Here is a 23,363-nt window from a genome sequence, read left to right as displayed (position 1 = left end):
GGCGGGGCGGAAGGCGACCGGGACCGCGACCACGCCCCCGAGCGGGAGCTGGTCGCCGCGGCGACGGCCCGGTACGTCGCGGCCCGGCCGGCGGCCGACCCGCGACTCACCGCCGTCGTCGGCGGGGACGCCGAGGTCCGGGGACCTGACCCCGCCGGACGACGCGGACTCGGCCACGGCCGTCGGGCTCTTCGAGAGCGTGCGGTCGCGGGAACGCCGGACTTCGCGACCGGGAGTCGGCGCCGATCCGTGCGGCCCTCACGAAATCTGTCCGCTGTGGATGATTGCCGGGCCCCGCCTCAGTCGACCGAGGCGCTGTGCATCGGGCGCGGCGTCGGGCCGGTCGGGACCGTGAGGCGGTGCGGGGTCGGTTCGACGAGCCCGTTGACGTCCTCGGCGACGGCGACCACCTCCAGCGGTTCGCCGGCGGGGGCCTCCAACGCCACCTCCCACTCAGCGAAGTGGTCCCGCGTGGAGCGGGCCGGGCGGCCGTTGACGAGCACCTGCTTCACGTCGCTGGCGTCGGCGACGGAGCCCTCGACGCGGACGACGGTCCCCTCCCGCACCGCCCGGGTGACGAGCGTCGTCGGCGGCAGGTCGTCGGTGAAGCTCGACACCCCCCGGAAGCTGCGGCGGGCGGCGCTCTCCTCCTCCGTCTCGTCCGGCAGGCCGACGCTCAGCGGGTTGTGGATGTCGTTCACCCGCATCTCCCGGGTCGTCATCCGGCGGAACCCGGACCGGTCCATCACCGACCGCCAGATCGCCACGTCGCTGCGGAACACGTTTAGCCCGTCCACGAACACCCCCGGGGCGCCCAGGTGCAGGGCCCAGTTCGCCTCCCAGCAGCGGAAGTCGCGGATCCAGAACGGGTAGCCGGGTGTCGGCACGGCCTCGGCCGCCTCCCGGGCGAGGGTGACGTTCTGGTTATAAATGTCCAGGCCCCGCTCCGGCCGGGTGACGCCCCGCAGGTTCATGCAGAAGAACTTCATCGTGTGGGCCTCGTTCCCCTCGAACCGGACGAAGGGCATCGTCCGCGTGTCGCGGGCCTCGACCGTGCCGTTGAAGGACCGGATCGGCAACACGGGGTCGAAGTCGTCCGTCCGTTTGCAGTCGAACCGGTAGCCGTACTCCGCGCACTCCGCCGCGACGTTGCGGGTAAACACGTTCTGGCAGTTGGCGAACCAGAACCCGGCCCCGCGGTTGGGGTCGAACGGGATGACCTGCTCCGGCAGGGGCTTGCCCGGCCCGACGGTGACGGCCAGGTTGCGGTCGAGCACGTTGTTCGTCTCGGTCCCGTCTTCCAGGAAGAAGCCGTGGCCGACGCTTTTGTAGCCCACGCAGTCCCGCACCACGAGGCCGTCGGTGCCGTGGATCGTCAGGAAGCGGTTGTGGCTGTCCCAGATGGACGCCCCGATCACGGAACTGCCCCGCATGCCGGTCCCGCACAGGTGGAAGTGCAGGCTGTAGCGGCCGAGCACGTCCCGCTTGCCGAGGTGCCGGAACTCCGCGTACCCGATCGAGCCGGCGGAGTCGGCGTGGATCATCGTGTGCCCGCGGACGCCGTCCGGGTCGGCGGACTCGACCACGACGTTGCGGCTGAGGTTCGCGACCTCGGCCCGAAAGTCGCCGTCGGCGTAGTGCTCGAACAGCAGGGGCTTGTCGAGTTCCAGCGGGTAGCCGCCGGTGAAGTCTTTGGAGCCGAGGCGGACGATCCGGCGGGGCTCGGTCTGGGCGTTGTCGAAGAAGCCCCCGCTGGGGCCGCGGCGGTCCCGCTGCCGCTCCGTGCTGGTGACGATCACCTGATCGCCGACCTCCCACCCCGGCGTCGGCTCAGCCAGCGCCACCCGGGTCGTCCCGACCTCCGCCGTCCGTTGCAGCTTGACCCACGTGCGGGGCATCGGGGCGCCGTGCAGTTCCAGCCGGCCGCCGCAGTTGATCAGGGCCGGGCAGGACTGCGGGTCCGTCCCTTGGACGTGGTGCAGCCGGATGGTGGCGGAAAACTCCGCCGGGACCGGCGCCCCGGGCTCGCCGATCAGCAGCGCCGGACGGCCGTCCGGCGCCCCGTCATGGGCGCCCCCGTGGGCCCCGCCGTGGGCGTGCCCCGGGGCGTCGGGGGAGAGGTGGCAGTCGAAGCCCTCCTCGGTCGGCGATTCGCTCGGGATGACGGAGATTAGCCCGGCCTCCAGCCGGGTGTCCCGGTCCCGGGCGAACTCCAGCGTCCCGGCGACCTGCACGAGCCGGATCACCTCCCGCGAATCCACGTCGTAGGCCACATGGTGCCCCGCCCGGACGACGACGCGGTCGCCGGTTTGGGGAACGCGGCCGGCGTCCCACGTCTCCACGGCCGACCACGGCCCGGACTGCCGCGACCGCACCAGCGGGGCCTCCGCCGCCGCCGCGGGCGGGGCCTCCGCCGCGACGGCGACCCCGTCGCCGAGGCACGGGACGCAGGCGACGCACGCCAGGAACAAAGGAAGTTTCATCCGAGCCGACCTGATCCGAGTAATTGAATGCGGGGAGATAAAAAAGGCTGTCGCAACGCGGGCGCTATCGAGTTTTCAATTCGATCGGCGGCAGTTCGTTCTTTCCCCCGGCGACGGACGCCGTGAGGGCCGGCCGGCCGGGACTGCGGTAGCGACCCCGGAGCCGGTCCGGCCCCTCGACCGTCTCCTCCTCCCGCTCGATCACCGCGGGCCAGAAGGCGGTCACGGCGTACTCGCCCGCCGCGGGCAGCGTTTTGGAGTAGGTCCCGTCGTCTGCGGTGCGGACGGCGATCGGCGGTCCCTCGCCGGTCGCCGGCGGGTGGAACACGACGTACACGCCCCCGGCCGGCTCCCCGTCCACCAGCGCCCGCCCGGCGACGGTGGAGACGGCGGCCTCCTCCCCGCAGCCGACCAGCGCCGCCGCGGCGGCGAGCAGGGCGAGCTGCCCGCGGGGGCCGCGGCGGCGAACCGCGGGGCCTTCGGAACGGGTCATTCGGAGAAGACCTCTCGCCCGTCCCGGGTCGCCATGAACATCAGCACGGCCCCGTCCATGCTCTCGTTGAGCATCCGCACGCTGCCGTCGCCGTGCACGACGTTCGCCCCGCCCGGGTGGAACCCGAACACGCCCTGCGAGTTGTTGCAATTAATCGCGCATTCCGTGCCGGACGGGATGTTGGAGAGATTTTTCGGGTACGTCTCCGGCGTGTAGTTCGGGTAGGTCTGGATCATGAAGGCGCACCACCCCAGCCAGGTGCCCCAGGACCCCGGCTGGTCCAGCGTGACGTCCGACTCCGGCATCGGCATGCCGACGCCGGCGACGTAGTGTTGGTCGTAGCCGGCGTGCTCGACGACCATCAGCGTGTTCGACAGGCCGTCGGTCACGTCCCGCATGCTCGGGCTGTCGCCCTTCATAATGGGGTTCGGCGAGACCCCGGAGTCGGTGTAGAGGGCGTAACTCGACGAGTTAATGCCGTGGTTGACCCAGTAGTCGTTCCCCTGCCCGGTGAGGATCGTCGGGTCGTTGGGGTCGGACGTCGTGCCGGTCGCGGTGATGAAGTCGCCGTAATACTGCCCGGTCCGGCTGGACTCCCGCATTTTCACGGGGGCGTCCGAGGGGTTCGACGGGCAGCGGATCAGGCCGACCCGGGTGTTCGCCACCTCCTGGTTCACGGGATCGGCGAAGCCGCCGGGGGCCGTCTCGTCGAACATCCCGGCGAGGTTGCCCTGCTCGATATACGGCAGCAGGGCGACCATCTGCCCGTACTTGGGCGACCGCGACAGCCGGGCGGCCGGGAACGCCTTATAGACGCCGTGGTAGTTGTGCAGGGCGAGCCCGAGCTGCTTGAGGTTGTTCCGGCACTGGATCCCCCGGGCGGCCTCGCGGGCCTGCTGCACGGCGGGCAGCAGCAGGGAGACCAGGATCGCAATAATTGCGATCACCACCAGCAGTTCGATCAGCGTGAAGCCGGAGCGGCGGCGACAGGGCCGCCCGGATCGTGGGGAGAAACGCGGGGGGCGGGGCAAAGAGCGTGCTTTCGTCGCGGGAGCGTCGGGGGGTGCGGCGGGGCGGCCCGGCGGCCCCGCACGGGCCCATGCGACGGCCGTCCCCGAACGGGGCCAAAGATTCTCGGGCGACGTTCGGCCCGTGAGGCCGAACGTGGGGACGCCGCCCCGGCAGGAGGACGCCGGGGGCGGGGCGTCCGAGCTCGCGCCGGATCGCCGACGGCTAAAGCGAAAACCCCGCCCCGCCCGAACCCCGGGCGGGGCGGGGTCGCTCGCGGGGGCGCTTCAGGCTTCCGCCTTCTCCTTGAACCGGTCGATCGCCTCGCTGGCCTGCCGGCGGGACAGGTCCTCCGCGGTGGTCACGCCCAAACGCCGCAACTCGGCGGCCAAGTCCGCCCCGGCCCTGCGGCTGAAGGCGTGCAACGCCCGCACCTGCTTTTCCGTACACGGCAGTGAGCAGCGGCCGTTACCGGCGTAGCCGGTGCCGTCGGGGACGCGGCCGTTCGTGTCGTTCCGCCGCGGGTCCGCGGTCGGACGCCAGCGTTCCTCCTGCACGTCGTCGCCGGTCTCGGGTGTGACGCCCAGCTCCTCGTCGACGGCGACCCGCAGCGTCTCGAAACAGCCGCGGACCTGCCGACGCAACTTCTCCGGGTCCTTCAGCACGTCGGCGGGCAGTTCGATCTCCACGTTCACCATGGCTCCCCGGCTGCCGTAGTTCGGCAGGCCGACCTTGCGGGACAGGCCCGCGTTCAGCTTCAGCATGTCGCTCTCCTTCGAGTATTGCGAAACGGGAACCCGTCAGACGACCAGGGAGCCGAGCCGCTTCAGCCCGGCGAGGGCGCTGGTCACCGTCCGGTTCCGCTTCTTCAGCTTGCGGAGGTCTGTCGCCAGCGATCTGGCCTCCGAGGCCGCCTCGGACAGCGTGCCGCCGAGGGCGGAGACCCGCTCCAGCAGGGCGTCGTGGTCCGGCGGGCCGTCGGGGTTCTCGTCGCCGCGGACGGCGTGGCCATTGCTGCGGTTGGTCGTGTACCCGTTTAGGTTCTGGGTGATGCGGTTGCGAGGCATCTGGGGCGAGGCCCTCTTCTGGGGAGCGGGGTGAGTGACGTGGGCGTCGCGGACCGCGTCAGGGGTGTCAGGGGCAGTTTGCCGGTTCGTCGCCGCGGGGGCGTTGGCGGTCAGCCTCACCGCGTCCTTCGCCGGGACCGGGTCGCCGGCCAGCGTGGCGAAGACGACCGTCGTGCCGGGACCGTCGCCGCCGGCGTCGCACCGCACCGGCTCCTCCGGGCCGAACATCGCCAGGTCAGTGCAGCCGTTCGTCAGCGCTCTGGCGACGAACCGGCGGTCCGCCACGCAGATCGCCGTGCCGGTGACCTGCGATGATCCCGTCGCCAGCTCCACCGGCGTGCCGCCTTCCTCCGCGGCGCGGATCAGGAACGCGCCGTCTTTCGCCTCCAACGTGACCGGCTTCCGGTCGTCGCCGGCCCCGGGCAGGCTGTCGAGGCGGTCCGACAGGAAGGCGGCGTCGATCGTGCTGAGGGAGACCCTCGCCTTCCCCTCGCCGCCGGGCACGACCCGGTCCAGCTCCGGGAACCGGGCGTCCCGGGCCTCCGGCGTCCAGACCGTCCAGTCGCCGGCCGACAGCACGACGATCCCGGCGGCTTTCCCAGCGGGGACGAACGCGACCCGGACGTCGTGCCGTCGCAGCGGGGCGGCGGAGAGAACGTGCGGAGCGGACAAGAGGACGGGCTCCCCGAAGCCGAACCGGAACCCGCGGGCGATCAGCAGGTGATGACTGTCGGTCGCTTCGATCCGCCCGGCGGCGGGATCGAGCCGCACGCAGCCGAGGGCATAGCGGGTCGACTCGATGTCCGTGACCTCGCAGGCGGCTCTGAGGGCGTCGCCGAAGTCCTCGCCGGGGTCGGTCCACCCAGGGACCGCCGGCGGGGCGAAGTTCGCCGCCCGGTCCCGGTCCTTCTTCTCCAAGGTGCCGCGGATACTGCGGGGAACGCCCCGCTCGTCCCAGTTGGCGACCAAGGCGTCGCCGCGGTCCGCTTCGGACAGTTGCACGTCGCCGTTCTTGGCGGCTCCGGCCTGTGACAGCAGATCGAACGGCAGGACCAGCCCGGCGGGCGGACGATCGCCGGGGATGTATAAGCTGACGCCGCGTCCGTCAGGGCCGGCTGCGGTGAGGCGGGTTCCGCCTTCGCCGCCGGCGTCGACGCGGACGCAGGGGCCGTCGTCGCGGGCTTTGAGCCCGAAGTGTTTCTTGGCCACGGTCCGGAACGCGTGCAGCGTCCGCCGGGGCAGCGTGATCGGGGGCATGCGGCCCTCTCGTGTTCGGGTGCAGGGGATGAAGGAAAAGGCCGGCGGCGGGGACGAACCCGCCGCCGCTCAGGAAGCCGCCTTCGGTTCAGTGGAAGGCGACGCGTCCGCGTCCGCACCGGGCGGGGTCGCTGCGGCGAGCGGCCTGCTCGGCGTCCCAGTCGATGGGGCCGAGGTCGTCGTCGAGGTGCGTGAAGCTCGGCGGGCCGTCCAGCTGAAAGCCCATCCGGGCGATGGCGCCGACGCTCTCGCCGGTCGCCGCGGCGATCCGCCGGTTCAGTTCGTGTTGGGGCATAACGTGCTCCTGTTCGTGATGGTTGGAGGTGGGGAAAGAGAAAGCGGCGGACCGGCACCGGGCCGATCCGCCGCTTCGGGGGCGGTCGCAGTGGGTCCTCGCCGGGCGTTTCAGCCCGGCCCGTTCAGCAGGTTGCGGGTCAGCCAGTCGGCCTCCGCGGTCAACGCGTCGCTCCGCAGCGGGAACGGCCCGAGGACCGGCCCGCCGCTGGGGGACAGCTCCGCGGTCCAGCCGCCGTCTGGATGCGGCTCCACATGGCTGGCTCGGGCGATCGAACAACGGCCGATCGAGTTCGTGTCAATCAGCTCGCCGTAGAGACCGCGAGCCGAGCCGTCGGCGGTGACGAACAACTCCTGCACGACGCCGCTCATCGCGGGCTCCGCAGCACGCGGCGGCGGGGGGCGTCGGTCAGCAACTCGTCCAGAGCCCCTGACACCCCTGACAGCCCCTCCCGCACGCGGTCCCGCAGCCAGCCGACGCCGGTGCTGGCCCGCAGGTCAGCCGGGTCCACGCCCCGCATCAGGCCCTCCGCCTCGGCGACCACGGCGTCCAGCTCCGGACTGCTGTTCACGTTCAGGCGCCGGAACCGCTGGAAGAACTCCGCGAGGTTCTCGACGGCGCTGTCGCGGAACACCCGCGGCCCGCCGTTCTCGCCGCCGGTGAGCCGTTCCCGCAGGTGTTCGACCAACTGGGCCAGTTCGGCGGCGAAGGCCTGCTCTGCCAACTGCACGGCCTGCTCAAACCGTTGCCGCACCCGGTCGCACTCCTGCCGGTACAGACGGGGGCTGAGCCGGCGGAGGTAGTCCGGGGGCTCCACCGCCGGCAGGTCCCAAGACAGCCCGAACAGCGGGGCGAGGCTGGGCGGGTAGTCGGTCGGATCGAACAGGTCGCCCAGCCGGCGGCGGGCCCGGGAGACCAGTTCGTCCCGGCAGCGGTCGACCTCCGCGGCGGCGTCGGCCAGTTCGGCCTGCAGGTCCGTCATCCGCCGCTCGAACGCCGGCAGGTCGGTGCGGGGCAGCAGGCGGACGCCGGCCTCCGGGTACGGCAGGCTCGCCGACTTCCAGTGGCTGACCGCGGCGTGCCGCACCTTGGCGGCGGCCCGCAGGGCCGGGTGCTTGGTGTCCAGCAGCTTCTTGCTGGCGGACAGGCTGCCGCTCTCGGCGTCGAACGGGCTCGCCGCCTCGTCCTTTTGCTCGGCACTGAGGGTGCGTCTGAGTCCGGGCCAACTCACGTGCAGCCGCACCGCGGCGGCGTCCTCCCGCAGCCGTGCGGCGGGGTCCTGTTCGCGGTGATCCCGCTCCTCGTCCAGCACGGTGACCTCCGCGGCCCCGTGGTCCGTCTCGGCGTCGGGCAGATCCGGGTCGTCTTGGGTTCGCCCGCGTCGCGGCGGGCCGATCAGCAGCGTCATGGCGGCTCCTGTGGGTGTAATGGGTGGGAAATGAAAAACGCCCCGGCGAAATGCCGGGGCGTGATAGAGGGGATTGCGGACGGGACCGGCGGTCAGTTCAGCGAGTAGTTCTCGCCCGGCGGCTTCCGCTGCGTGTTGCGGCGGGGCCGCTCTTGATCGCCCTGCGGCTGGCGATCGCGACGCCGGTACGGCCCCCCGCCCTCGGCGTCCAGGCAGCGGCCGTCGGCCCAGCTTCGCAGCTTCGACAACTGCTCCCGGCCGCTCTCGCTGACCGGCACGACGTAGGCCGCGGCTTGCTTCAAGGGCACGCCCAGCAGGGCGCTGAGGCGGCAGCAGGACTCGATCTCCGCCCCGGTCCAGCCCTCGTCGTCGGCGGGCTGGTCGCCGGCGTCGATGCCGTACTCCGCCCGGTAGCGGTCCCAGATGAGAGACCTCTCCTCGGCGGCGGGCAGGTCCAGAAAGAACGTCGCGTCGAACCGGCCGGACCGGGTCAGTTCCGCCGGCAACTGGCTGGCGTCGTTGCTGGTCGCCACGGCGAACACGCCCCGCGGGCGGTCCGCCAGCCAACTCAACAGCGTGCCGAGCATCCGCGTGCCGACGCCGCTGTCGTGCTGCCCGCCGGACGTGCCGGCGAGGGCCTTCTCGATCTCGTCGACGAACAGTACGCAGGGGGCCATCGCCTCCACCGTCGCCAACGCCCGCCGCGTGTTCTCCTCCGACTGGCCCACGAGCGAACCCATGAGGCCGCCGACGTCCAGCGACAGCGTCGGCCGGCCGACCTCGCTGCCGAGGGCCTTGGCGAACGCCGATTTGCCGGTTCCGGGCATACCCAGGAGCAAGACGCCCTTCGGCTCGGCGTGCGGGTGCCGGTTGGTCAGGGCGGAGCGGCAGAAGACCTTGAGGGCGTTCAGGCCGCCGAGGGAGTCGAAGCCGGGACCATTACGGTGGAGGGTCAGCGACCCGGAGCCGGTCAGCTGCTTCGCCTTCAGCTCCCACAGCGGGTCGGGGTCCAGCTTGCCGTGCCGGACCAGCGACAGGGCGAAAGCGTTCTCCGCCTCCGAGCGGGTCAGCCCCGCGGCGGCGTCCAGCACCGCCCACATCTCCACGGGCAGTTCGCCGGCTTCCGTGGCGACGCCCTTCGCCACGCCGTCGAGCTCCTCCCGGCCGGGCAGCGGGTGCTCGAGGACCGCGAAGTCCCGCTTCAGCTCCGGCGGCAGGTCCGCCGTCGGCTGGATCAGGACCAAGCAGGTGCGGCGGGTCTTGCCCGCGGCCAACGTGGCCCGGATCGCCGCCAGCAGTTCGGCGGACTGAAAGTACCGGTGCGCGTGCACCATCGCCAACAGCGAGGGCGTCTCGCCGTCGCCGGAGGCCGGCAGGGCCTTCACGGCGGCGAGCGGGTCGGCGGGGCCCTCTTCGTCCCTGTCGGCGGTCCAGGTGGCGAGGTTCCACTTGCGTTCGCCGCACAGGCGGGCGAGGTCGCGGAGCACTTCCTCCGGCTCGTCGCTCGTCACCAGCACGCCGGCGAAGGCGGCGGCGACCAGTTCGGTCAGGCGGACGGTCAGATCCGCCGGCTGCGGAGCGTCCGTCGGGTTCTGGGAAGCTCGACCGGGGCTTCGGGATCGCTCTTGCGGGGGCCCGCCCCGCCGTCGACGCGGCATCGGCGTCTCCTTCGTGTGGGTGAGGGTTGGAAAAGAACGGACGCCGATCGTTCGGCGTCAGGCCCGCTGTTCGGCGGCCTGGGCGACCGGTTCGGTGGCGTGGTACTCGGGGGTGAGCCGCTCGGCGCTCTTGGTGCCGAGGGCGTCCTCGTACGGTCGACTGGCAGCTTTGCAGGCCGGACCGGCGAAGCCCTTGGTCTGGACGCTGGTCTCGCCCTCAGGCGTGACGGTGATCTCGATGCGGGGGTTCATCAGGCGAGCCCCCCGTACTGGCTGCCGGTTTCGAAACCCGCGGCCCCGGCGGTGACGGTCAGCCGCACCGAGCCGTCCGGCAGGGCGGTCTCCGTGCAGCGGTGACCGCGTGCCTTCGCCTGCAGCTTGGCGGCCTCGACCGCGTAGGCCTGCTTCAGGCGGCCGAGGAAGGCGTCGTCGCCCCAGCGGCCGCCGTAGGTGTCGCAGCGGACGTTCCCGTCCGGCTGGACCAGCACGGGATAGACGAACCCCGGCGGGCGAACGGCGAGGCCGGCGTGCTCGCCGCCGTCGAAGAACTTCACCGTCTCGCGCTGCGGCTCGGGGAGCTTGAGCCTCACGCAGGCGGCGGACAGGGCCGCCGGGTCTCTCAGCTTCGTCTCGATCGTGACGACGTGGCTCAAGGGGCCACCTCTCTTTCGTGTACGGGTGAGGGGAGAAACGCCGCCCGCTACGGCAGCCGCAGCGGGCGGCGGAGCGGGTCGGGCGGGGGGCTCGCGTATTGCGAGGTCGGGCCGGGCGGCCGGCCGCGGTTGCGGCGGCGGCCCCCTCGGCCCCGCGGCGGCCTGTCCGGCGGCCGCGGGGGGCGGGGTGGGGGCTGAACGATCCACGCCCCCAGGGCCACCAGAGCCGCCCCGAGGGCGAGCAGCAGGACGGCGGGGAACAGGTCGTTCGCCCACGGGCCGGAGGAACCGGCGGCGGCGAGCGGCGGGACCGTCAGGGGCGTCAGGGGTAGATGGGAGGCCGCTACGGGCGGCGGGTCGGGCATGGGGTCTTCCGACTGGGGGAGAGGGGCCGGCTCGTAAGCCGGCGGGTCGCCCAACAGTGCGGCGTCTCGACCACCCGTTTAGTTCACGACAAGGTGCGAAGAGCGACCGTCTGGGCCTCCCGGGCGATTCGCCAACGCAGCTCAGAGCAGATGCCCCGGTCGCCCCCCGCCGATGCTCAGCCCCACAGGGATGTTCATTTCTCAGGCTGGACTCGCCGCCTCCGGCAATTTCTCTTCAGGTGTTCGATCGCTTTGCGCCGAGTAGCCGCCGCCCGCCGAGGGCGGTGGAGTACGCCTCGGGATGTCGCGCTACGCGGCCCAAGGGGGCGCGTGTACACTTGTGCTCCACCAAGTACACCCAGCCTCGACCCGGTAAACTTTGCCCTTGGCGCACGGATTAGCCGGAGCGCCCCAACGGATCAGCCGATACCGGCCCCGACACCCGCCGTTCCGCCCTCCCCCGCCCGCCTTGTCCCTCCGTCGATGGCCCGATCCGACCTGTTGCTATCGCTGGTAAGGGCCGGCACCACCGGGGATGAGGGACGCTTTCGTCGGGCGGTGGAGGCCGTCATCGCCGAGGAGCGGGCGAAGAATCACGGCGTTCTCGCGGAACGACTCGACTCGGCCCTCCGGTCGGCCCGCCCCCGGAGCGGGCACGGGCTGATCCCGACCGGCGGCCTGCGGGCGGTCGACGGCGCGGACGACCTGTACGAGGAAATCACCCCGCGCCGCGGGTTCGACGACCTCGTGCTGACCGCCGACCTGCGGCGGAGCTGCGACGAGCTCATCGAGGAGCACCACCGCGTTGAGCTGCTCCGCGCACACGGTCTGGAGCCCCGGCACCGCGTGCTGCTCGCGGGGCCGCCCGGGAACGGCAAAACGAGCGTCGCCGAGGCGCTGGCGGACGCCCTGCTCACGCCCCTACTGCGGGTCCGGTACGACGCGCTGATCGGGAGCTACCTCGGGGAGACCGCCGGCCGCCTGCGGCGCCTGTTCGACGCCGCCCGGACGCGGGCGTGCGTGCTGTTCTTCGACGAGTTCGACGCCGTCTCTAAGGAGCGGGGCGACGCGCGGGAGGCGGGGGAGATCAAGCGGGTCGTCAACAGCCTGCTGCTCGCGCTGGACGACCTGCCGAGTCACGTTCTGCTGGTCACGGCGACGAATCACGCGGACCTGCTCGACCGGGCGGTGTGGCGGCGGTTTCAGGTCCGGCTCGACCTGCCCGCCCCGACGCGGGCCCAGCGGGAGGCGTTCCTGTCTGCGGCGAAGCGTGCCCGGGGGCTAGCCGAGGGACTCTCGCCCCGCGCGCTCGCCGGCAGACTGGACGGGGCCAGCTTCTCGGAGCTCGAGGATTTCGTGACGGACGTGGCCCGCAGGGCACTCCTGAACCAACCGGACGCCGACGTGAAGGCTATCGTCCGGGAGCGTTTGCGGGACTGGGACAGCAGGGCGCGGGCATCCTGAACAGGTGCTATCTTGGCCGCCATGGACGACCGCCCCCTCCTGCAGTTCCCCGACCCCGACCCGATCGAGAGGGCGAAGCGTCAGCGCCCCCGCCCGAAGGTCGTCCCGCCGGGCCGGGACGCGCAGGTGAGCCGGCTGGACGCCCGCATGGAGGCGCTGCTGTCCGGGTTCACGGGGGCGACGCTCGACCCGTCCGGGGTGGCGGTCGAGCAGGTCGTGGTGTTCGAGACCTACGGCGATAAGGTGGCCGATTTCGCGATGGCCGCCAGGGAGGTGGAGGAGCTGTACTGGCTGGCCGACATCGACGTGGACGAGGCGCCGCCCGCGGACGGGTTCGCGGTCGAAAAGAAGCCGGGCGAATCGATCCCCGTCCGCATATACGGCGTATCGGCGACGCAGGCGGCAATCGAAACGGTGCTGGGGCTATGGCGGAGCTGGAAGGCGACGGGGGCGGTGCCGCACGGGCTGGGGCGGTTCAAGGACGTGTTCGAGTTCCTGAAGGACGTCCGGCGGTGGGAGGTGAAGGACCGCCTGGCGGACAACCGCGTCGTCGAGGCATGGCGCGCGGATCTTGAGGAGCGGCGGGACGCCGCCCGGTTCGAGATCGAGTTATGGTTTCACGATCGGCCGGAGCGGCAGGCCGCCGCGGAGACCGCGACCCGGGTGCTGGTGAGGGAGGCCGGGGGGAAAATTGTCACGAGGTCGGTGCTGCCCGCGATCCGTTACCACGGGCTTCTCGCGGAACTGCCGGCCGACGGCATCCGCGAACTGCTGGACGGGATCGAGGACGACACCCACACCGCCATGTTGCGGTGCGAGGGCGTCATGTTCTTCCGGCCGAGGCCGCAGACGTCGTTCGCCGTGCCCGCCGACGACGGGGACGCGCAGCCGCCCGACCCGGTTCAGGAGGCCGCCGGTGAACCGCTGCCGGACGCGCCGCCCGTCGTCGCATTGCTCGACGGCGTGCCGATGCAGGCCCACGACGCGTTGCACGAGCGGATCGTCCTCGACGACCCGGACGATTGGCAGTCGGAGGTCGAGGTGCGTCACCGCAGCCACGCCACGGCGATGGCGTCCCTGATCGTCCACGGCGACCTCAACGACCGGGGGGAGCCGCTCCCGTCGAAGCTGTACGTCCGGCCGGTCCTCCTGCCCCAGCCGGCGAGTACGCCGAGCGGTCTCGCCGAGCAGTTCCCGCCTGACGAGTTGATCGTCGACCTGATCCACCGGGCCGTCGTCCGTATGAAGGACGGGCCGGAGCCGGTCGCCCCGTCGGTGAAGGTCGTCAACCTGTCGCTGGGGGACGAGGACCGCCCGTTCCTGTGGGAGATGAGCCCCCTCGCCCGCCTGCTCGACTGGCTGGCCCGGAAATACGACCTGCTGTTCGTCGTCAGCGTGGGCAACCACCCAGAGAAGATCGACGTCGCGATGTCGCCGAAGGACTGGGAGGCGGCTGACGTCGCGAAACGCCGGCGGGCCGTGCTGCGGGCGCTGTGGGACGTCCGCCGGCACCGGCGACCCCTCGCGCCGGCCGAGGCGATCAACGCGCTCACGGTCGGGTCGCACCACAGCGACGCCTCGACGCTTTCGGAGCACGACCGGCGGCGGTTCGATCTGTTCGAGGGGGCGGCCCTCCCGAGCCCGCAGGCGTCCGTCGCGACCGGTTTCGGCCGGATGGTGAAACCCGAGATCCTGATGCCCGGCGGCCGGGTGATGTACGACCGCGATTACGGCACCGCGCCGGACGGGGTCACCCGGCTCGTCTCAAGCAACTACACCCGCCCCCCGGGACAGCTGACCGCGGCCCCGCCGCCGCCCGGGAAGGGTTCCGGGCACGCGATCCACACCCGCGGGTCGAGTAACGCGGCGGCGTTAGCCTCGCGTCTGGCCGGGCTCGCCGCCGTACGTGTCGTCGAGATCGGCACCCGCACGGGCGACACGCGATCGATCTCCCCCGAGGGCGTCGCCGTGTTGCTCAAGGCCCTGCTCGTCCACGGGGCGTCGTGGGGCGGGATGACCGAGACGCTCATGGAGGAGTTCGAGGAGTTCGTCAGCACGAAGGATAAAAAGGTGTCCTACTTCTTGAAGCAGGACATGTTCAGCCGGTTCCTCGGTTACGGGCTTGTCGATCCCGAGAAGGTCCTGTTCAACACCCCGTCTCGCGTCACCGCGGTCGCCACGGGGGTGCTGAAGGGCGGGGAGGCCCACGCTTATAAGTTGCCGCTGCCCGCATCCATCCCCGCCGCGTCGAATATTAAGCGGCGGGTGACGGCGACGCTGGCGTGGAACAGCCCGATCAACGTCCGACACCGAGCTTACCGGCAGGCGCACCTTTGGATGACCCGGCCGGGCGACCGGGACTGTGAAGAGGACCCGCTCGACGTGAAGCGGACGAGCCTGAACCAGAAGGCGTCGCAGCGGGGGACCGTAGAGCACGCCGTCTGGGAGCACCACCGGCCGTTCGCCGTCGCCGACGAGGCCGACTTCCACGTTCACTGCAGAGAAGCGGCGGGGAGATTCTCGGGGGCGGTTCGGTACGGGCTGGCGGTGACGCTCGACGTCGCGGTCGGCACGGGCGTCGATCTGCACGTCGAGATGGCGGACCGAATCCTCGAACGGGTCAAGTTGAGAAGCGAACCTACGCCCGTCGGCATGGGAACTCTGTAGCGACAGGCACGCCCTGCTCCGCCTCGGATTCCGCCGCTTAGCCGCATACTTAGCGCACACAGAACATCCGGTCGACGATCGGCATAGCGTGATGACACGCAGTTCACCGCGCCGTTGCCGACCGACACAGGCTACCTCGGCCAAACCCTGCTCATCGCTGCGTCGCCGCGCCAGCCCCGGCCCGCCGGGCGACGCAGCGACGCAGTCGAAGCATCGTCCGGCGAATCTTTCAGAGCCCCCCACCGTTATCCCACCGCCCGCATCACCCGCTCGGCGCCGGCGAGGTCGCGTTCGGCGTAGATCTCGCTGGTGCCGATGTCGCTGTGCCCTAGCACGGTGCGGGTCAGTTCGATGCCGTACTTCGCCCGCAGCCGGGGCGCCCGGGTGTGGCGGAGTCGTTTGCCTCGGTCGTAGGAGTGGGGCACGCTGACATGGTCCGGGCAGCAGGTCGGTGAACAGAATGAATGCCCACGGTCAGTGGATGTTCGCGAGGGCTCGGCGAAAGCAGGCGGCTGGAACTGTCAGGGGTGTCAGGGGTTGATTGACGGTCTCGCGTCTTAATGCTTCCATTCAGGTCGCTTGAAGGTCACGTTGCATAAGCACTGAGAGTCTTATGCCCCGAGGCCACACCGAGCTTGGGCAACGCGGCCCGGTTCCGGCTGACGGTGCTCAGCTCCTACGACTACACCCGCGCCCTGACCGGCTACCGGCTGGACGCGGTGGACGTGGGCTCGCCGGTGGACGCGGCCCACATCCACGCCCACGCCGCCAGCCGCAACAACGCCCCGCGGAACGGCATCGCCCTGTCGAAGCTGCCTCACTGGCTATTCGACAACGGGCTGTGGTCGCTGACCGACGACCTGACGGTGCTGGTGGCGAGCGACCGGTACTTCCGGGAGGCGGCCCCGGACCAGCGGGCGTTGGCGGACTACGCCGGGCGAGCTGTGCGGCTGCCGAACGTGGAGGCGAACCGGCCGGACCCGAAGTGTCTGCGATGGCACCGGCGGAAGGTGTTTCTCGGGTAAGCAGTTCCTTCCCGTGCCGCGGGAGGGGGCACGGGTCCGCGCCCGTTGCTGAGGAGGCATTTCGCATAGCGCGAACAGAGCGTCAGCGGTCGGCACAGATGAGCAGAAAGTCGAGCGTAAGTGGCGACTGTAGCGGAGAGAGTGTGGCCGCATTGTCAGCCGCTCGCACCGATTACGGCTCGCCCTCGCCAGACTCACGAGCCCTGGCGCTCGCCTCTACCATCGCCAGTACGCCGGCTTGCACCACCGTAGGCAAGTGGGGCCACGCGGCCACCAGGCGGGCCAGACCCGGGTCTGCGGGGGCCCGTGAGTCAGATGCGTCGGATTCTGCGTCGCCTCCTCGTGAGGTGACCACGGTAATGCTACAAATACAGGGGTCGGTCCCGTCGAGTTCGTCCCCTAGTCGGGGATTTGTTGTCAGCGGCTCGCCGACGGTTCGGCGGGCCGATTTCTTTTTGAGGCGCCGCGGGTGAGGGAGAGGCCGCGGCGGCCCGGCGACGCTGGCGTTTCGGAGCGGGATCCGTTGGGATTCTCCGATCCTTCCTTCCCCGGACCGAAGACGATGAGCGCGCTTCCCCTCCTCGCCGCCCTGCTGGCCGCGGCCCCCGCCGACGCGGCTCCCGCCCCCCTCACCTACGCCGGCGACGCCGGGCCGGGGCAGGGCGTGAAGGTCGTCCTGATCGCCGGCGATCACGAGTACCGCTCCGAAGAGACGATCCCCGCGTTGGCCCGCATTCTGGCCAAACGGCACGGGTTCGACTGCACCGTGCTGTTCAGCCTGAACGACGCCGGCGAGATCGACCCTGCCGCCGACAACATTCCCGGCCTGGAGGCGTTGGCGGACGCCGATTTGATGGTCAACTTCCTGCGGTTCAAGGACCTGCCGGACGACCAGATGGCCCACGTCGACGCCTACCTCCGCCGCGGCGGGCCGGTGATCGGCCTGCGGACGGCGACGCACGCCTTCAAGATGTCGAAGGACAGCGACTACGCCCGGTTCGACTTCCAGTCGAAAGCGCCCGGCTACGAGGGCGGCTTCGGCGAGCAGGTGCTGGGGGAAACGTGGGTCGGCCACTACGGCAAGAACCACCAGATGAGCACCCGGCTGGACGTCAACGAGCAGCAGGCCGACCACCCGGTCCTCCGCGGCGTGGAGCGGGCGTGGGTCGAGGCGGGCGGGTACTGGGCGGAGCCGCCCGCCGACGCCACCGTGCTGGCGTACGCCCAGCCGTTGCAGGGGATGACGCCGGACAGCCCGCCCGCCGAGGACAAAAAGCCCTGCCCGGGCGCCTGGGTGCGCACCTACCGGTTGCCGGGCGCCTCGTCGCTGCAGGACGCCGGGTCCGGTCGGGTGTTCACGACGACCTACGGCGCCTCCGAGGACCTGCGGAACGACGGGTTCCGGCGGATGCTGGTCAACGCCTGCTTCTGGGCCGCGGGGCTGGAGGACAAAATCACGCCGGACCTGAACGTCGACCTCGTCGGCCCCTACCGGCCGACCACGTTCCGGCACGGCGGGCACGTGAAGGGGGTTCGTCCGGCGGATCTGGCCGGGTACGAGGCGCCGATTCCCCCCGCGGCCGACTGACGGTCATGCGGCCGACGTGAGGCGGGTCGGCCGCTTCGGAGCGGTCCGCGTCGATCCGACGGTCGCCTTCTCCCCTTCGCGCCCGTACAGTCCTCGGATCGGCGTACGCCGACGCGACCGCGTCGGCGGACGCCGCCCCGCCCCCGGTCCGCTCGCCCCCCGGAATATGCTTCGCTTTTCGCCGCTGGCGCTCTTCGCCTGCCTCCTGCCCGCCCCGCTGTTCGCCGCGGAACTCGATCCCGAACCCGGCGACCGCATCGCCCTGGTCGGCAACGCCCTGGCCGAGGGCCTGCAACATCACAACGAGTGGGAGGCGCTGCTCTATCAACGGTTCCCGGATCGGGAGTTGGTCGTGCGGAACCTCGCCTTCCCCGGCGACGAACCGTTCCTGCGGATCCGCACCCGGGACTTCGGCTCCCCGGACGACCATCTGAAGCACGTCGGCGCCGACGTGGTGCTGTACTTTTTCGGCTTCAACGAGTCCTTCGCCGGCGAGGCCGGGCTGGAGGACTTCAAAGCGGACATGCAGAAGCTGGTCGAGGAGACGAAGACCAAGGATTACAGCGGCGACGGCCCCCCGCGGATCGTGCTGGTCTCCCCGATCGCCTTCGAAAACACCGGCGACCCGAACCTGCCGGACGGCAGCGAGCACAACGCCCGGCTGGAGATGTATACGGACGCCCTCCGAAGCGTCGCCGAGACGACCGGCGTCGGCTTCGTGGACCTGTTCCGGCCGACGCTCAAGCTGTTCCGGGAGACCGACGAACGGCTGACGCTCAACGGCGCCCACCTCAACGAGGCCGGCTACGAAGCCCTCGCCCCGATTCTCGACGCCGGCCTGTTCGGCGAGGGGACGCCGGAGTCTCCGAACCCCGCGGTCGTCGCGGAGCTGAACGATAAAAACTTCCACTGGTGGCACCGCTACCGGGCCGTCAACGGCTACTCCATCTGGGGACCCCGCGGTTTGGCCGGCTCCGACGGGACGTACAACAACCGGGACGTGATGAACCGGGAGTTGGCGATCTTGGATCAGATGACCGCCAACCGGGACGAACGCGTCTGGACGCTCGCCGGCGGCGGGACGGTGCCGGACGAGGTGGACGACTCCAACACGCTGCCGTTCATCACCCCGAAGTCGAACGTCGGCGGGGAGGACGACCCGAACCGCAAACGCGGCAAGCTGGGGTCGCTGGATTACCTGTCGGCGGAGGAACAGCTCAAATCCTTCACCCTGCCGCCGGGGTACGAAATTGAACTGGTCGCCTCCGAGGAGCAGTTCCCGGAACTGGCGAATCCCGTCGCGTTGAACTTCGACGACGCCGGCCGGCTGTGGGTCGCGGTGATGCCGTCTTACCCGCACTGGAAGCCCAAAACGGAACTGAACGACAAGCTGCTGATCCTTGAGGACGACGACGGCGACGGCAAAACCGACCGCTGCGTGACCTACGCCGGCGGCCTGCACCAGCCGACCGGGTTCGAGTTCGGCATGGGCGGCGTCTTCGTCGCTCAGCAGCCGGACATCCTGTTCCTCAAGGACAACGACGGCGACGACCACGTCGACGTCCGTCGGGAGTTCACGGAGGGCGGGCAGGACGTGCGGATTCGCAAACTCTCCGGTTTTGGCACCGCGGACAGCCACCACGGCATCGCCGCGTTCGAGTGGGGGCCGGGCGGAAACCTCTACTTCCAGGAGGGCACCTTCAAAATGAGCCAGGTCGAGGACCCGTACGGCGTCGATCGGCTCAGCGAGGCCGGCGTGTGGCGGTACAACCCCCGCACCGAACGCACGGACGTGCACATCTCCTTCGCCTTCGCCAACCCGTGGGGCCACGTCTTCGACGACTGGGGGCAGGAGTTCCTCGCCGACGCCTCCCCGGGCGAGAACTACTGGGGCACGCCGATTTCCGGCCGCATCGACTGGCCGGAGAAGCACCCCGGCGGCAGCCAGGGCAACCGGGTCGTGAAGGAGATGAACCTCGACCCCAACAATCCGTACCCGCCTTTCTTCAAGAAGCGGATCCGTCCGACCGCCGGGAACGAGCTGGTCTCCAGCCGGCACTTCCCGGACGAGGTGCAGGGCGATTACCTAATCACGAACGTGATCGGCGACCGGGCCGTGTTGCAGTACGACGTGGAGGAGGACGGCTCCGGCTTCACCGCGACGGAGCGGGACATGCTGCTGGTCAACGGCGGCGACGGGAACTTCCGCCCGGTCGACCTCCAGTTCGCCCCGGACGGCTCGCTCTACATCGTCGACTGGCACAACGCCCTGATCGGCCACCTCCAGCACAACCTCCGCGACCCCAACCGCGACCACTCTCACGGCCGCATCTGGCGGGTCACCTATCCGGAACGGCCCTTGGTCGACGCCCCTCAAATTGAGGGGGCCGAGATCCCGGCGCTGCTCGACCTGCTGGACGCGCCGGAGTACCGCACCCGCTACCGGGCCCGCCGGCAACTCGCCGCCCGGGAGACCGCGGAGGTGCTGCCGGCCGTGGACGAGTGGCTGCAGGGGCTGGACGAGTCCGACCCGAACTACGTCCGCTCCCGGCTGGAGGGGCTCTGGCAGTACCAGACCCACAACACGCTCAACGAGCCGCTGTTGAAGGAACTGCTGACCGCGGACGACCACCGGGCGCGGGCCGCCGCCGTGCGGGTTCTGTCCTTCTGGCTGGACCGCGTGGAGGAGCCGCTGGCGCTGCTCGAGGAGCGGATCGCCGACGAGCACCCCCGCGTGCGGCTGGAGGCGGTGCGGGCGTTGAGCTTCCTCGACGGCCCCGAGGCGATCGAGCTGGCCCTCGGCGTGCTGGAGAACGACCTCGACACGTTCCTCCAGTACACGCTGGACGAGACGATGCGGGCGCTCGACGAGTAGCCGGCTCGGCGCCGCCCCGTCCGAAGCGGAGCCCCGATCGGGTCTCCGCTTCGGTTCTATATTGATCTTCCCTCTTCGCCCGTTTGAACCCTTCCCCAATGCTTCGTTTCTCTTTCGCCGCGGCGCTTTGCCTCGTCGCGGCCCCCGGATTCGCCCAGCACGACCACGGCGGGCACGCCGGTCACGACCTGCCCGGCATGACGGCGGAGAAGCCCAAGCCGCCGACGGTGTTCCTCGACAAGAGCCCGCGGATCGTCGAATACCAGCTCAAACGGCTGGACGACGCCCGATTGTTGTTGGTGGAGCGGGATACGACCGACCCGAAGTACGCCCCGGTCTATGAGGCGATCGTTTCCCGCCCCGGCGTCTCCCCCAAGGAGCGGGCCGCGGCGTTGGCGGGGCTGGTCGAACTGAACGCCTCGGACGCCGTGACCGAACTGCTGCGGGTGCTCGAACCGCTTGGCGAGGAGGACCGCGGCGACCGCCGGGCGGCGGACCAGTTGACGAAATTGCTGCTCGAACAGCCGGTCGACGCCTTGGCCGCCAAGGCGGACGCCCTGACCGAGGCGACGACGGCGGAGAACCGGCCGCTGCGGGTCGCGGCCTTCGCGGCGCTGATCCAGGCGGGAGAGTTCTCCGACCGAAACAGCGGCGCCGCCGTCGACTGGCTCGCCGCCGTGCCGCTGGTCCCCTCGGAGGACGCCCGCAACGGGCTGCGGGAGGAGGTCGTGGGACTGCTCGGGGCGCAGGAGCCGGCGGTGAAGCAGGCCGCGATCGCCGCCCTCGCCGCGATCCCGGCGGAGCGGGCGGACACCTTCGTGCGGCTCGCCCCGCTGCTGAAGAACCCGGCCCTTCGGCCCACGGCGGTCCGCACGCTGCTGACCGTGCCGGCCGAGGACCGCAACCCCGCCGTCAGCGCCGCGGCGGCCGCGGTGCTGGTCGAACTGGCGGAGAACACCGCCGCCGCCGATCGCACCACCGACGACTTCCTCAACGCGATGCAGTTGGCCGACGGCCTGTTCGCCCGGCTGCCGGTCGAGGAGGCCAAGGCCCTGCGGAGCCGGCTGCGGGAGGTCACGGTGCGGGTCGTCCGCGTCAAAACCGTCGAGGAGGAGATGCGCTACGATCTGCCCTACTTCGCCGTGGAGGCCGGCCGGCCGGTGCAAATCTGGCTGGAGAACGAGGACCTGATGCCGCACAACCTGGTCGTCACGGCGCCGGGGCAGTTGCGGGACGTGGCCCAGCGGGGGATGGAGGTCGGCCCGCAGGGCGGCTCGGCGGGCAATCCGTACGTGCCGGACGGCGACGACGTGCTGTTCGCCACGGAACTGGTCGCCGCCCACGCCGACTCCCGCCTGACCTTCACCGCCCCCGAAGAACCGGGCGAGTATCCCTACGTCTGCACCTTCCCCCGCCACTGGATGCGGATGTACGGCGTGATGGTCGTCGTGCCGGACCTCGACGCCTGGCTGGCGAACCCGACCGTGCCGGAGGACCCGATCGGCAACACCCGCGAGTTCGTGCAGAAGTGGACCGTAAACGACCTGCTGCCAGAGGGGGCGGACGCGGAGCAGAAGCTCGCCGGCCGCTCGCCGGAGATCGGGCAGCGGATCTTCACGGAGGCCACCTGCGCCCAGTGCCACCGGTCTGACTCCGCGGAGAGCCTTGTCGGGCCGTCGCTCGTCGGCGTATTCGAGCGGTGGAAGGGCGACGAGCGCAAGGTGCTGCGGGAGATGCTCGACCCCAGCGCCCACGTCGACCCGAAGTACGCCGTCCGGCAGGTGCTGACCCTCGACGGGCAGGTGTTCACCGGGCTGGTCGTGGCGGAGAACGAGGACTCCGTGTCGATCCTCTCTGACCCGGAGGCGAAGGAGCCGACGGTGATCCAGCGGGACGACGTGCTCGACATGGTCCAGTCGGACGTCTCGCTGATGCCGAAAGCCCTCCTGGACCGGTTCACCGAGGACGAAATCTTCGAGCTGCTGGCCTACCTCCGCGGCCTGGAGCCGGGCGCCGCGGTCGACGCCGCGATGGCGCCGGCCGAGTCGAACGCCGGGACCGCCGCGATGCCGCCGGCCCTGCCGGAGGGGAAGCGGCCGCAGAACTTCCAGGAGCTGAAGGCGGCCCTCGCCCCGCTGGGGTATGAGGTCGTCCGGCCGAACCTCGAACCGGCCGAGGGCGTGACGGAGCGGCTCGGCGTGACCTTCGCGGAGCGGGAGACCGGTCCGCTGAAGCTCGATCTGTATCTGCCTGGGCCGAACGCCAAGCCCGGCGAGGAGCCGCCGCTGGTCGTGCTGATCCACGGCGGCGGCTGGCGGAAGGGCGACCGCGGCGGCGAACGGAACAAGGCCCTCTGGCTGGCCGAACGCGGCTATGCCGCGGCGACGATCGACTACCGCCTTGCCGACACCGCGAAGTTTCCCGCGGCGATCGAGGACGTGCGGTCCGCCGTGCAGTTCCTGCGGAGCAAAGCCGGCGAGTACGGCTACGACGAGGACCGCTTCGCCGCCGTCGGCAGTTCCGCGGGGGCTCACCTCGCCGCCCTGCTGGCCGCGATGAACCCGCCGGCCGAGGAGCAGGAGGGAATCGACGCCGTCTCCGCCCGGGTGCAGGCCGCGGTGGTCATCGCCGGCCCGACGGACACGGAGTCCGAGCGGGCGATCGAAAGCTCCCGCCGGCCGGACAGCAACTACCGGCTGTTCCTCGGCGGCACGTACGACGAGGTCCCGGAGCAGTACACGGCGGCTTCCCCGGCCCACTGGGCGACGGCGGACGCCCCTCCGATGCTGCTGATCGGGGAGAACTCGCTGGACAGCTTCGAGAGCCTCCGCGGCAAGCTGTCGAACCTCGGCGTCAGCGTGGACACCTTCGTCCTCACCGGCGGCCTGCACGGCGAATGGAACTGGGAACCGTGGTTCACCCCCACGATGGAGCGGATCGACGCCTTTCTGCAAAAAGCCTGGCAGAGCGGCGACGTCTCCCAGCGGTAAGCGAGGCGGCGAGAGTGCATGAGCCCGGAGCGCGAGCTCCGGCCGTGCGTCGGCCGAGTTCCCGCTC

General features: G+C 70.8%; 19 protein-coding genes. 6 read left to right on the top strand and 13 right to left on the bottom strand.

Annotation, left to right across the window (positions count from 1 at the left end; genetic code table 11):
• Window positions 1-299: 299 nt before the first annotated feature.
• The 12 genes from ACG2DA_RS01910 to ACG2DA_RS01855 form a co-directional block, all read right to left on the bottom strand.
• Complete coding sequence (locus tag ACG2DA_RS01910; RefSeq protein ID WP_395253772.1) at window positions 300-2,483, bottom strand: G8 domain-containing protein; 2,184 nt, start codon at window positions 2,481-2,483, stop codon at window positions 300-302.
• A 64-nt stretch (window positions 2,484-2,547) separates the two neighbouring features.
• On the bottom strand, window positions 2,548-2,976 hold the full coding sequence (locus tag ACG2DA_RS01905; protein WP_395253771.1) for a hypothetical protein: 429 nt from the start codon (window positions 2,974-2,976) through the stop codon (window positions 2,548-2,550).
• Window positions 2,973-4,007, bottom strand: a complete 1,035-nt coding sequence (locus ACG2DA_RS01900) for a DUF1559 domain-containing protein (RefSeq protein WP_395253770.1) — start codon at window positions 4,005-4,007, stop codon at window positions 2,973-2,975. The genes ACG2DA_RS01905 and ACG2DA_RS01900 overlap by 4 nt, the downstream gene beginning before the upstream one ends.
• A 264-nt stretch (window positions 4,008-4,271) precedes the next feature.
• Window positions 4,272-4,748 carry a hypothetical protein gene (locus ACG2DA_RS01895; protein WP_395253769.1) on the bottom strand — a complete coding sequence of 159 codons (477 nt, stop codon included), beginning with the start codon at window positions 4,746-4,748 and terminating at the stop codon, window positions 4,272-4,274.
• Between the two features lie 36 nt (window positions 4,749-4,784).
• On the bottom strand, window positions 4,785-6,308 hold the full coding sequence (locus tag ACG2DA_RS01890; protein ID WP_395253768.1) for a hypothetical protein: 1,524 nt from the start codon (window positions 6,306-6,308) through the stop codon (window positions 4,785-4,787).
• A gap of 88 nt (window positions 6,309-6,396) precedes the next feature.
• The gene (locus ACG2DA_RS01885) at window positions 6,397-6,603 is read right to left on the bottom strand and encodes a hypothetical protein (RefSeq protein WP_395253767.1); all 207 of its coding nucleotides are present in this window, start codon (window positions 6,601-6,603) and stop codon (window positions 6,397-6,399) included.
• Window positions 6,604-6,713: 110 nt separating this feature from the next.
• Complete coding sequence (locus ACG2DA_RS01880) at window positions 6,714-6,974, bottom strand: hypothetical protein (RefSeq protein WP_395253766.1); 261 nt, start codon at window positions 6,972-6,974, stop codon at window positions 6,714-6,716.
• Window positions 6,971-8,011 carry a hypothetical protein gene (locus tag ACG2DA_RS01875; RefSeq protein ID WP_395253765.1) on the bottom strand — a complete coding sequence of 347 codons (1,041 nt, stop codon included), beginning with the start codon at window positions 8,009-8,011 and terminating at the stop codon, window positions 6,971-6,973. The genes ACG2DA_RS01880 and ACG2DA_RS01875 overlap by 4 nt, the downstream gene beginning before the upstream one ends.
• Window positions 8,012-8,103: 92 nt before the next feature.
• The gene (locus ACG2DA_RS01870; protein WP_395253764.1) at window positions 8,104-9,669 is read right to left on the bottom strand and encodes an AAA family ATPase; all 1,566 of its coding nucleotides are present in this window, start codon (window positions 9,667-9,669) and stop codon (window positions 8,104-8,106) included.
• Window positions 9,670-9,726: 57 nt separating this feature from the next.
• Window positions 9,727-9,921, bottom strand: coding sequence for a DUF2997 domain-containing protein (locus ACG2DA_RS01865; protein ID WP_395253763.1), 195 nt, complete (start codon window positions 9,919-9,921; stop codon window positions 9,727-9,729).
• Window positions 9,921-10,322 (bottom strand): DUF1257 domain-containing protein, encoded by a 402-nt coding sequence (locus ACG2DA_RS01860; RefSeq protein ID WP_395253762.1) that lies wholly within the window; start codon window positions 10,320-10,322, stop codon window positions 9,921-9,923. Before ACG2DA_RS01860 ends, ACG2DA_RS01865 begins: the two co-directional genes overlap by 1 nt.
• A gap of 47 nt (window positions 10,323-10,369) precedes the next feature.
• The gene (locus ACG2DA_RS01855) at window positions 10,370-10,687 is read right to left on the bottom strand and encodes a hypothetical protein (RefSeq protein WP_395253761.1); all 318 of its coding nucleotides are present in this window, start codon (window positions 10,685-10,687) and stop codon (window positions 10,370-10,372) included.
• 483 nt (window positions 10,688-11,170) lie between these two features.
• Here ACG2DA_RS01855 and ACG2DA_RS01850 point away from each other — a divergent pair, with 483 nt between their 5' ends.
• Both ACG2DA_RS01850 and ACG2DA_RS01845 read left to right on the top strand, forming a co-directional pair.
• Entirely contained in the window at window positions 11,171-12,151 is a 981-nt protein-coding gene (locus ACG2DA_RS01850) for an AAA family ATPase (RefSeq protein ID WP_395253760.1), read from the top strand.
• A gap of 21 nt (window positions 12,152-12,172) precedes the next feature.
• Window positions 12,173-14,818 carry a S8 family peptidase gene (locus ACG2DA_RS01845; RefSeq protein WP_395253759.1) on the top strand — a complete coding sequence of 882 codons (2,646 nt, stop codon included), beginning with the start codon at window positions 12,173-12,175 and terminating at the stop codon, window positions 14,816-14,818.
• Between the two features lie 245 nt (window positions 14,819-15,063).
• On the opposite strand, the gene ACG2DA_RS01840 is transcribed toward ACG2DA_RS01845, so the two are convergent.
• Window positions 15,064-15,243, bottom strand: coding sequence for a hypothetical protein (locus ACG2DA_RS01840; protein ID WP_395253758.1), 180 nt, complete (start codon window positions 15,241-15,243; stop codon window positions 15,064-15,066).
• 210 nt (window positions 15,244-15,453) lie between these two features.
• On the opposite strand from ACG2DA_RS01840, the gene ACG2DA_RS01835 reads away from it, so the two are divergent.
• From ACG2DA_RS01835 to ACG2DA_RS01820, 4 genes are all read left to right on the top strand, one after another.
• Window positions 15,454-15,843 (top strand): HNH endonuclease, encoded by a 390-nt coding sequence (locus ACG2DA_RS01835; protein WP_395253757.1) that lies wholly within the window; start codon window positions 15,454-15,456, stop codon window positions 15,841-15,843.
• A 562-nt stretch (window positions 15,844-16,405) separates the two neighbouring features.
• On the top strand, window positions 16,406-17,431 hold the full coding sequence (locus tag ACG2DA_RS01830) for a ThuA domain-containing protein (RefSeq protein WP_395253756.1): 1,026 nt from the start codon (window positions 16,406-16,408) through the stop codon (window positions 17,429-17,431).
• 166 nt (window positions 17,432-17,597) lie between these two features.
• A complete protein-coding gene (locus tag ACG2DA_RS01825; RefSeq protein WP_395253755.1) occupies window positions 17,598-20,306 on the top strand; it encodes a PVC-type heme-binding CxxCH protein in 2,709 nt (902 codons plus the stop codon).
• A gap of 98 nt (window positions 20,307-20,404) precedes the next feature.
• Window positions 20,405-23,296 (top strand): alpha/beta hydrolase fold domain-containing protein, encoded by a 2,892-nt coding sequence (locus ACG2DA_RS01820; protein WP_395253754.1) that lies wholly within the window; start codon window positions 20,405-20,407, stop codon window positions 23,294-23,296.
• Window positions 23,297-23,363: the final 67 nt, after the last annotated feature.

Origin of the sequence: Alienimonas sp. DA493, assembly GCF_043951915.1 — a bacterium.
In the GTDB taxonomy this organism is placed as follows: Bacteria; Planctomycetota; Planctomycetia; order Planctomycetales; family Planctomycetaceae; genus Alienimonas.
This window is presented reverse-complemented; position numbering and strand designations above follow the sequence as displayed.

What these genes read in the sequence shown, in the direction of transcription:
- ACG2DA_RS01910 (WP_395253772.1), bottom strand. Translation starts at nt 2,483, where the DNA reads ATGAAACTTCCTTTGTTCCTGGCGTGCGTCGCCTGCGTCCCGTGCCTC.
- ACG2DA_RS01905 (WP_395253771.1), bottom strand. Translation starts at nt 2,976, where the DNA reads ATGACCCGTTCCGAAGGCCCCGCGGTTCGCCGCCGCGGCCCCCGCGGG.
- ACG2DA_RS01895 (WP_395253769.1), bottom strand. Translation starts at nt 4,748, where the DNA reads ATGCTGAAGCTGAACGCGGGCCTGTCCCGCAAGGTCGGCCTGCCGAAC.
- ACG2DA_RS01890 (WP_395253768.1), bottom strand. Translation starts at nt 6,308, where the DNA reads ATGCCCCCGATCACGCTGCCCCGGCGGACGCTGCACGCGTTCCGGACC.
- ACG2DA_RS01885 (WP_395253767.1), bottom strand. Translation starts at nt 6,603, where the DNA reads ATGCCCCAACACGAACTGAACCGGCGGATCGCCGCGGCGACCGGCGAG.
- ACG2DA_RS01880 (WP_395253766.1), bottom strand. Translation starts at nt 6,974, where the DNA reads ATGAGCGGCGTCGTGCAGGAGTTGTTCGTCACCGCCGACGGCTCGGCT.
- ACG2DA_RS01875 (WP_395253765.1), bottom strand. Translation starts at nt 8,011, where the DNA reads ATGACGCTGCTGATCGGCCCGCCGCGACGCGGGCGAACCCAAGACGAC.
- ACG2DA_RS01870 (WP_395253764.1), bottom strand. Translation starts at nt 9,669, where the DNA reads ATGCCGCGTCGACGGCGGGGCGGGCCCCCGCAAGAGCGATCCCGAAGC.
- ACG2DA_RS01865 (WP_395253763.1), bottom strand. Translation starts at nt 9,921, where the DNA reads ATGAACCCCCGCATCGAGATCACCGTCACGCCTGAGGGCGAGACCAGC.
- ACG2DA_RS01855 (WP_395253761.1), bottom strand. Translation starts at nt 10,687, where the DNA reads ATGCCCGACCCGCCGCCCGTAGCGGCCTCCCATCTACCCCTGACGCCC.
- ACG2DA_RS01850 (WP_395253760.1), top strand. Translation starts at nt 11,171, where the DNA reads ATGGCCCGATCCGACCTGTTGCTATCGCTGGTAAGGGCCGGCACCACC.
- ACG2DA_RS01845 (WP_395253759.1), top strand. Translation starts at nt 12,173, where the DNA reads ATGGACGACCGCCCCCTCCTGCAGTTCCCCGACCCCGACCCGATCGAG.
- ACG2DA_RS01830 (WP_395253756.1), top strand. Translation starts at nt 16,406, where the DNA reads ATGAGCGCGCTTCCCCTCCTCGCCGCCCTGCTGGCCGCGGCCCCCGCC.
- ACG2DA_RS01825 (WP_395253755.1), top strand. Translation starts at nt 17,598, where the DNA reads ATGCTTCGCTTTTCGCCGCTGGCGCTCTTCGCCTGCCTCCTGCCCGCC.
- ACG2DA_RS01820 (WP_395253754.1), top strand. Translation starts at nt 20,405, where the DNA reads ATGCTTCGTTTCTCTTTCGCCGCGGCGCTTTGCCTCGTCGCGGCCCCC.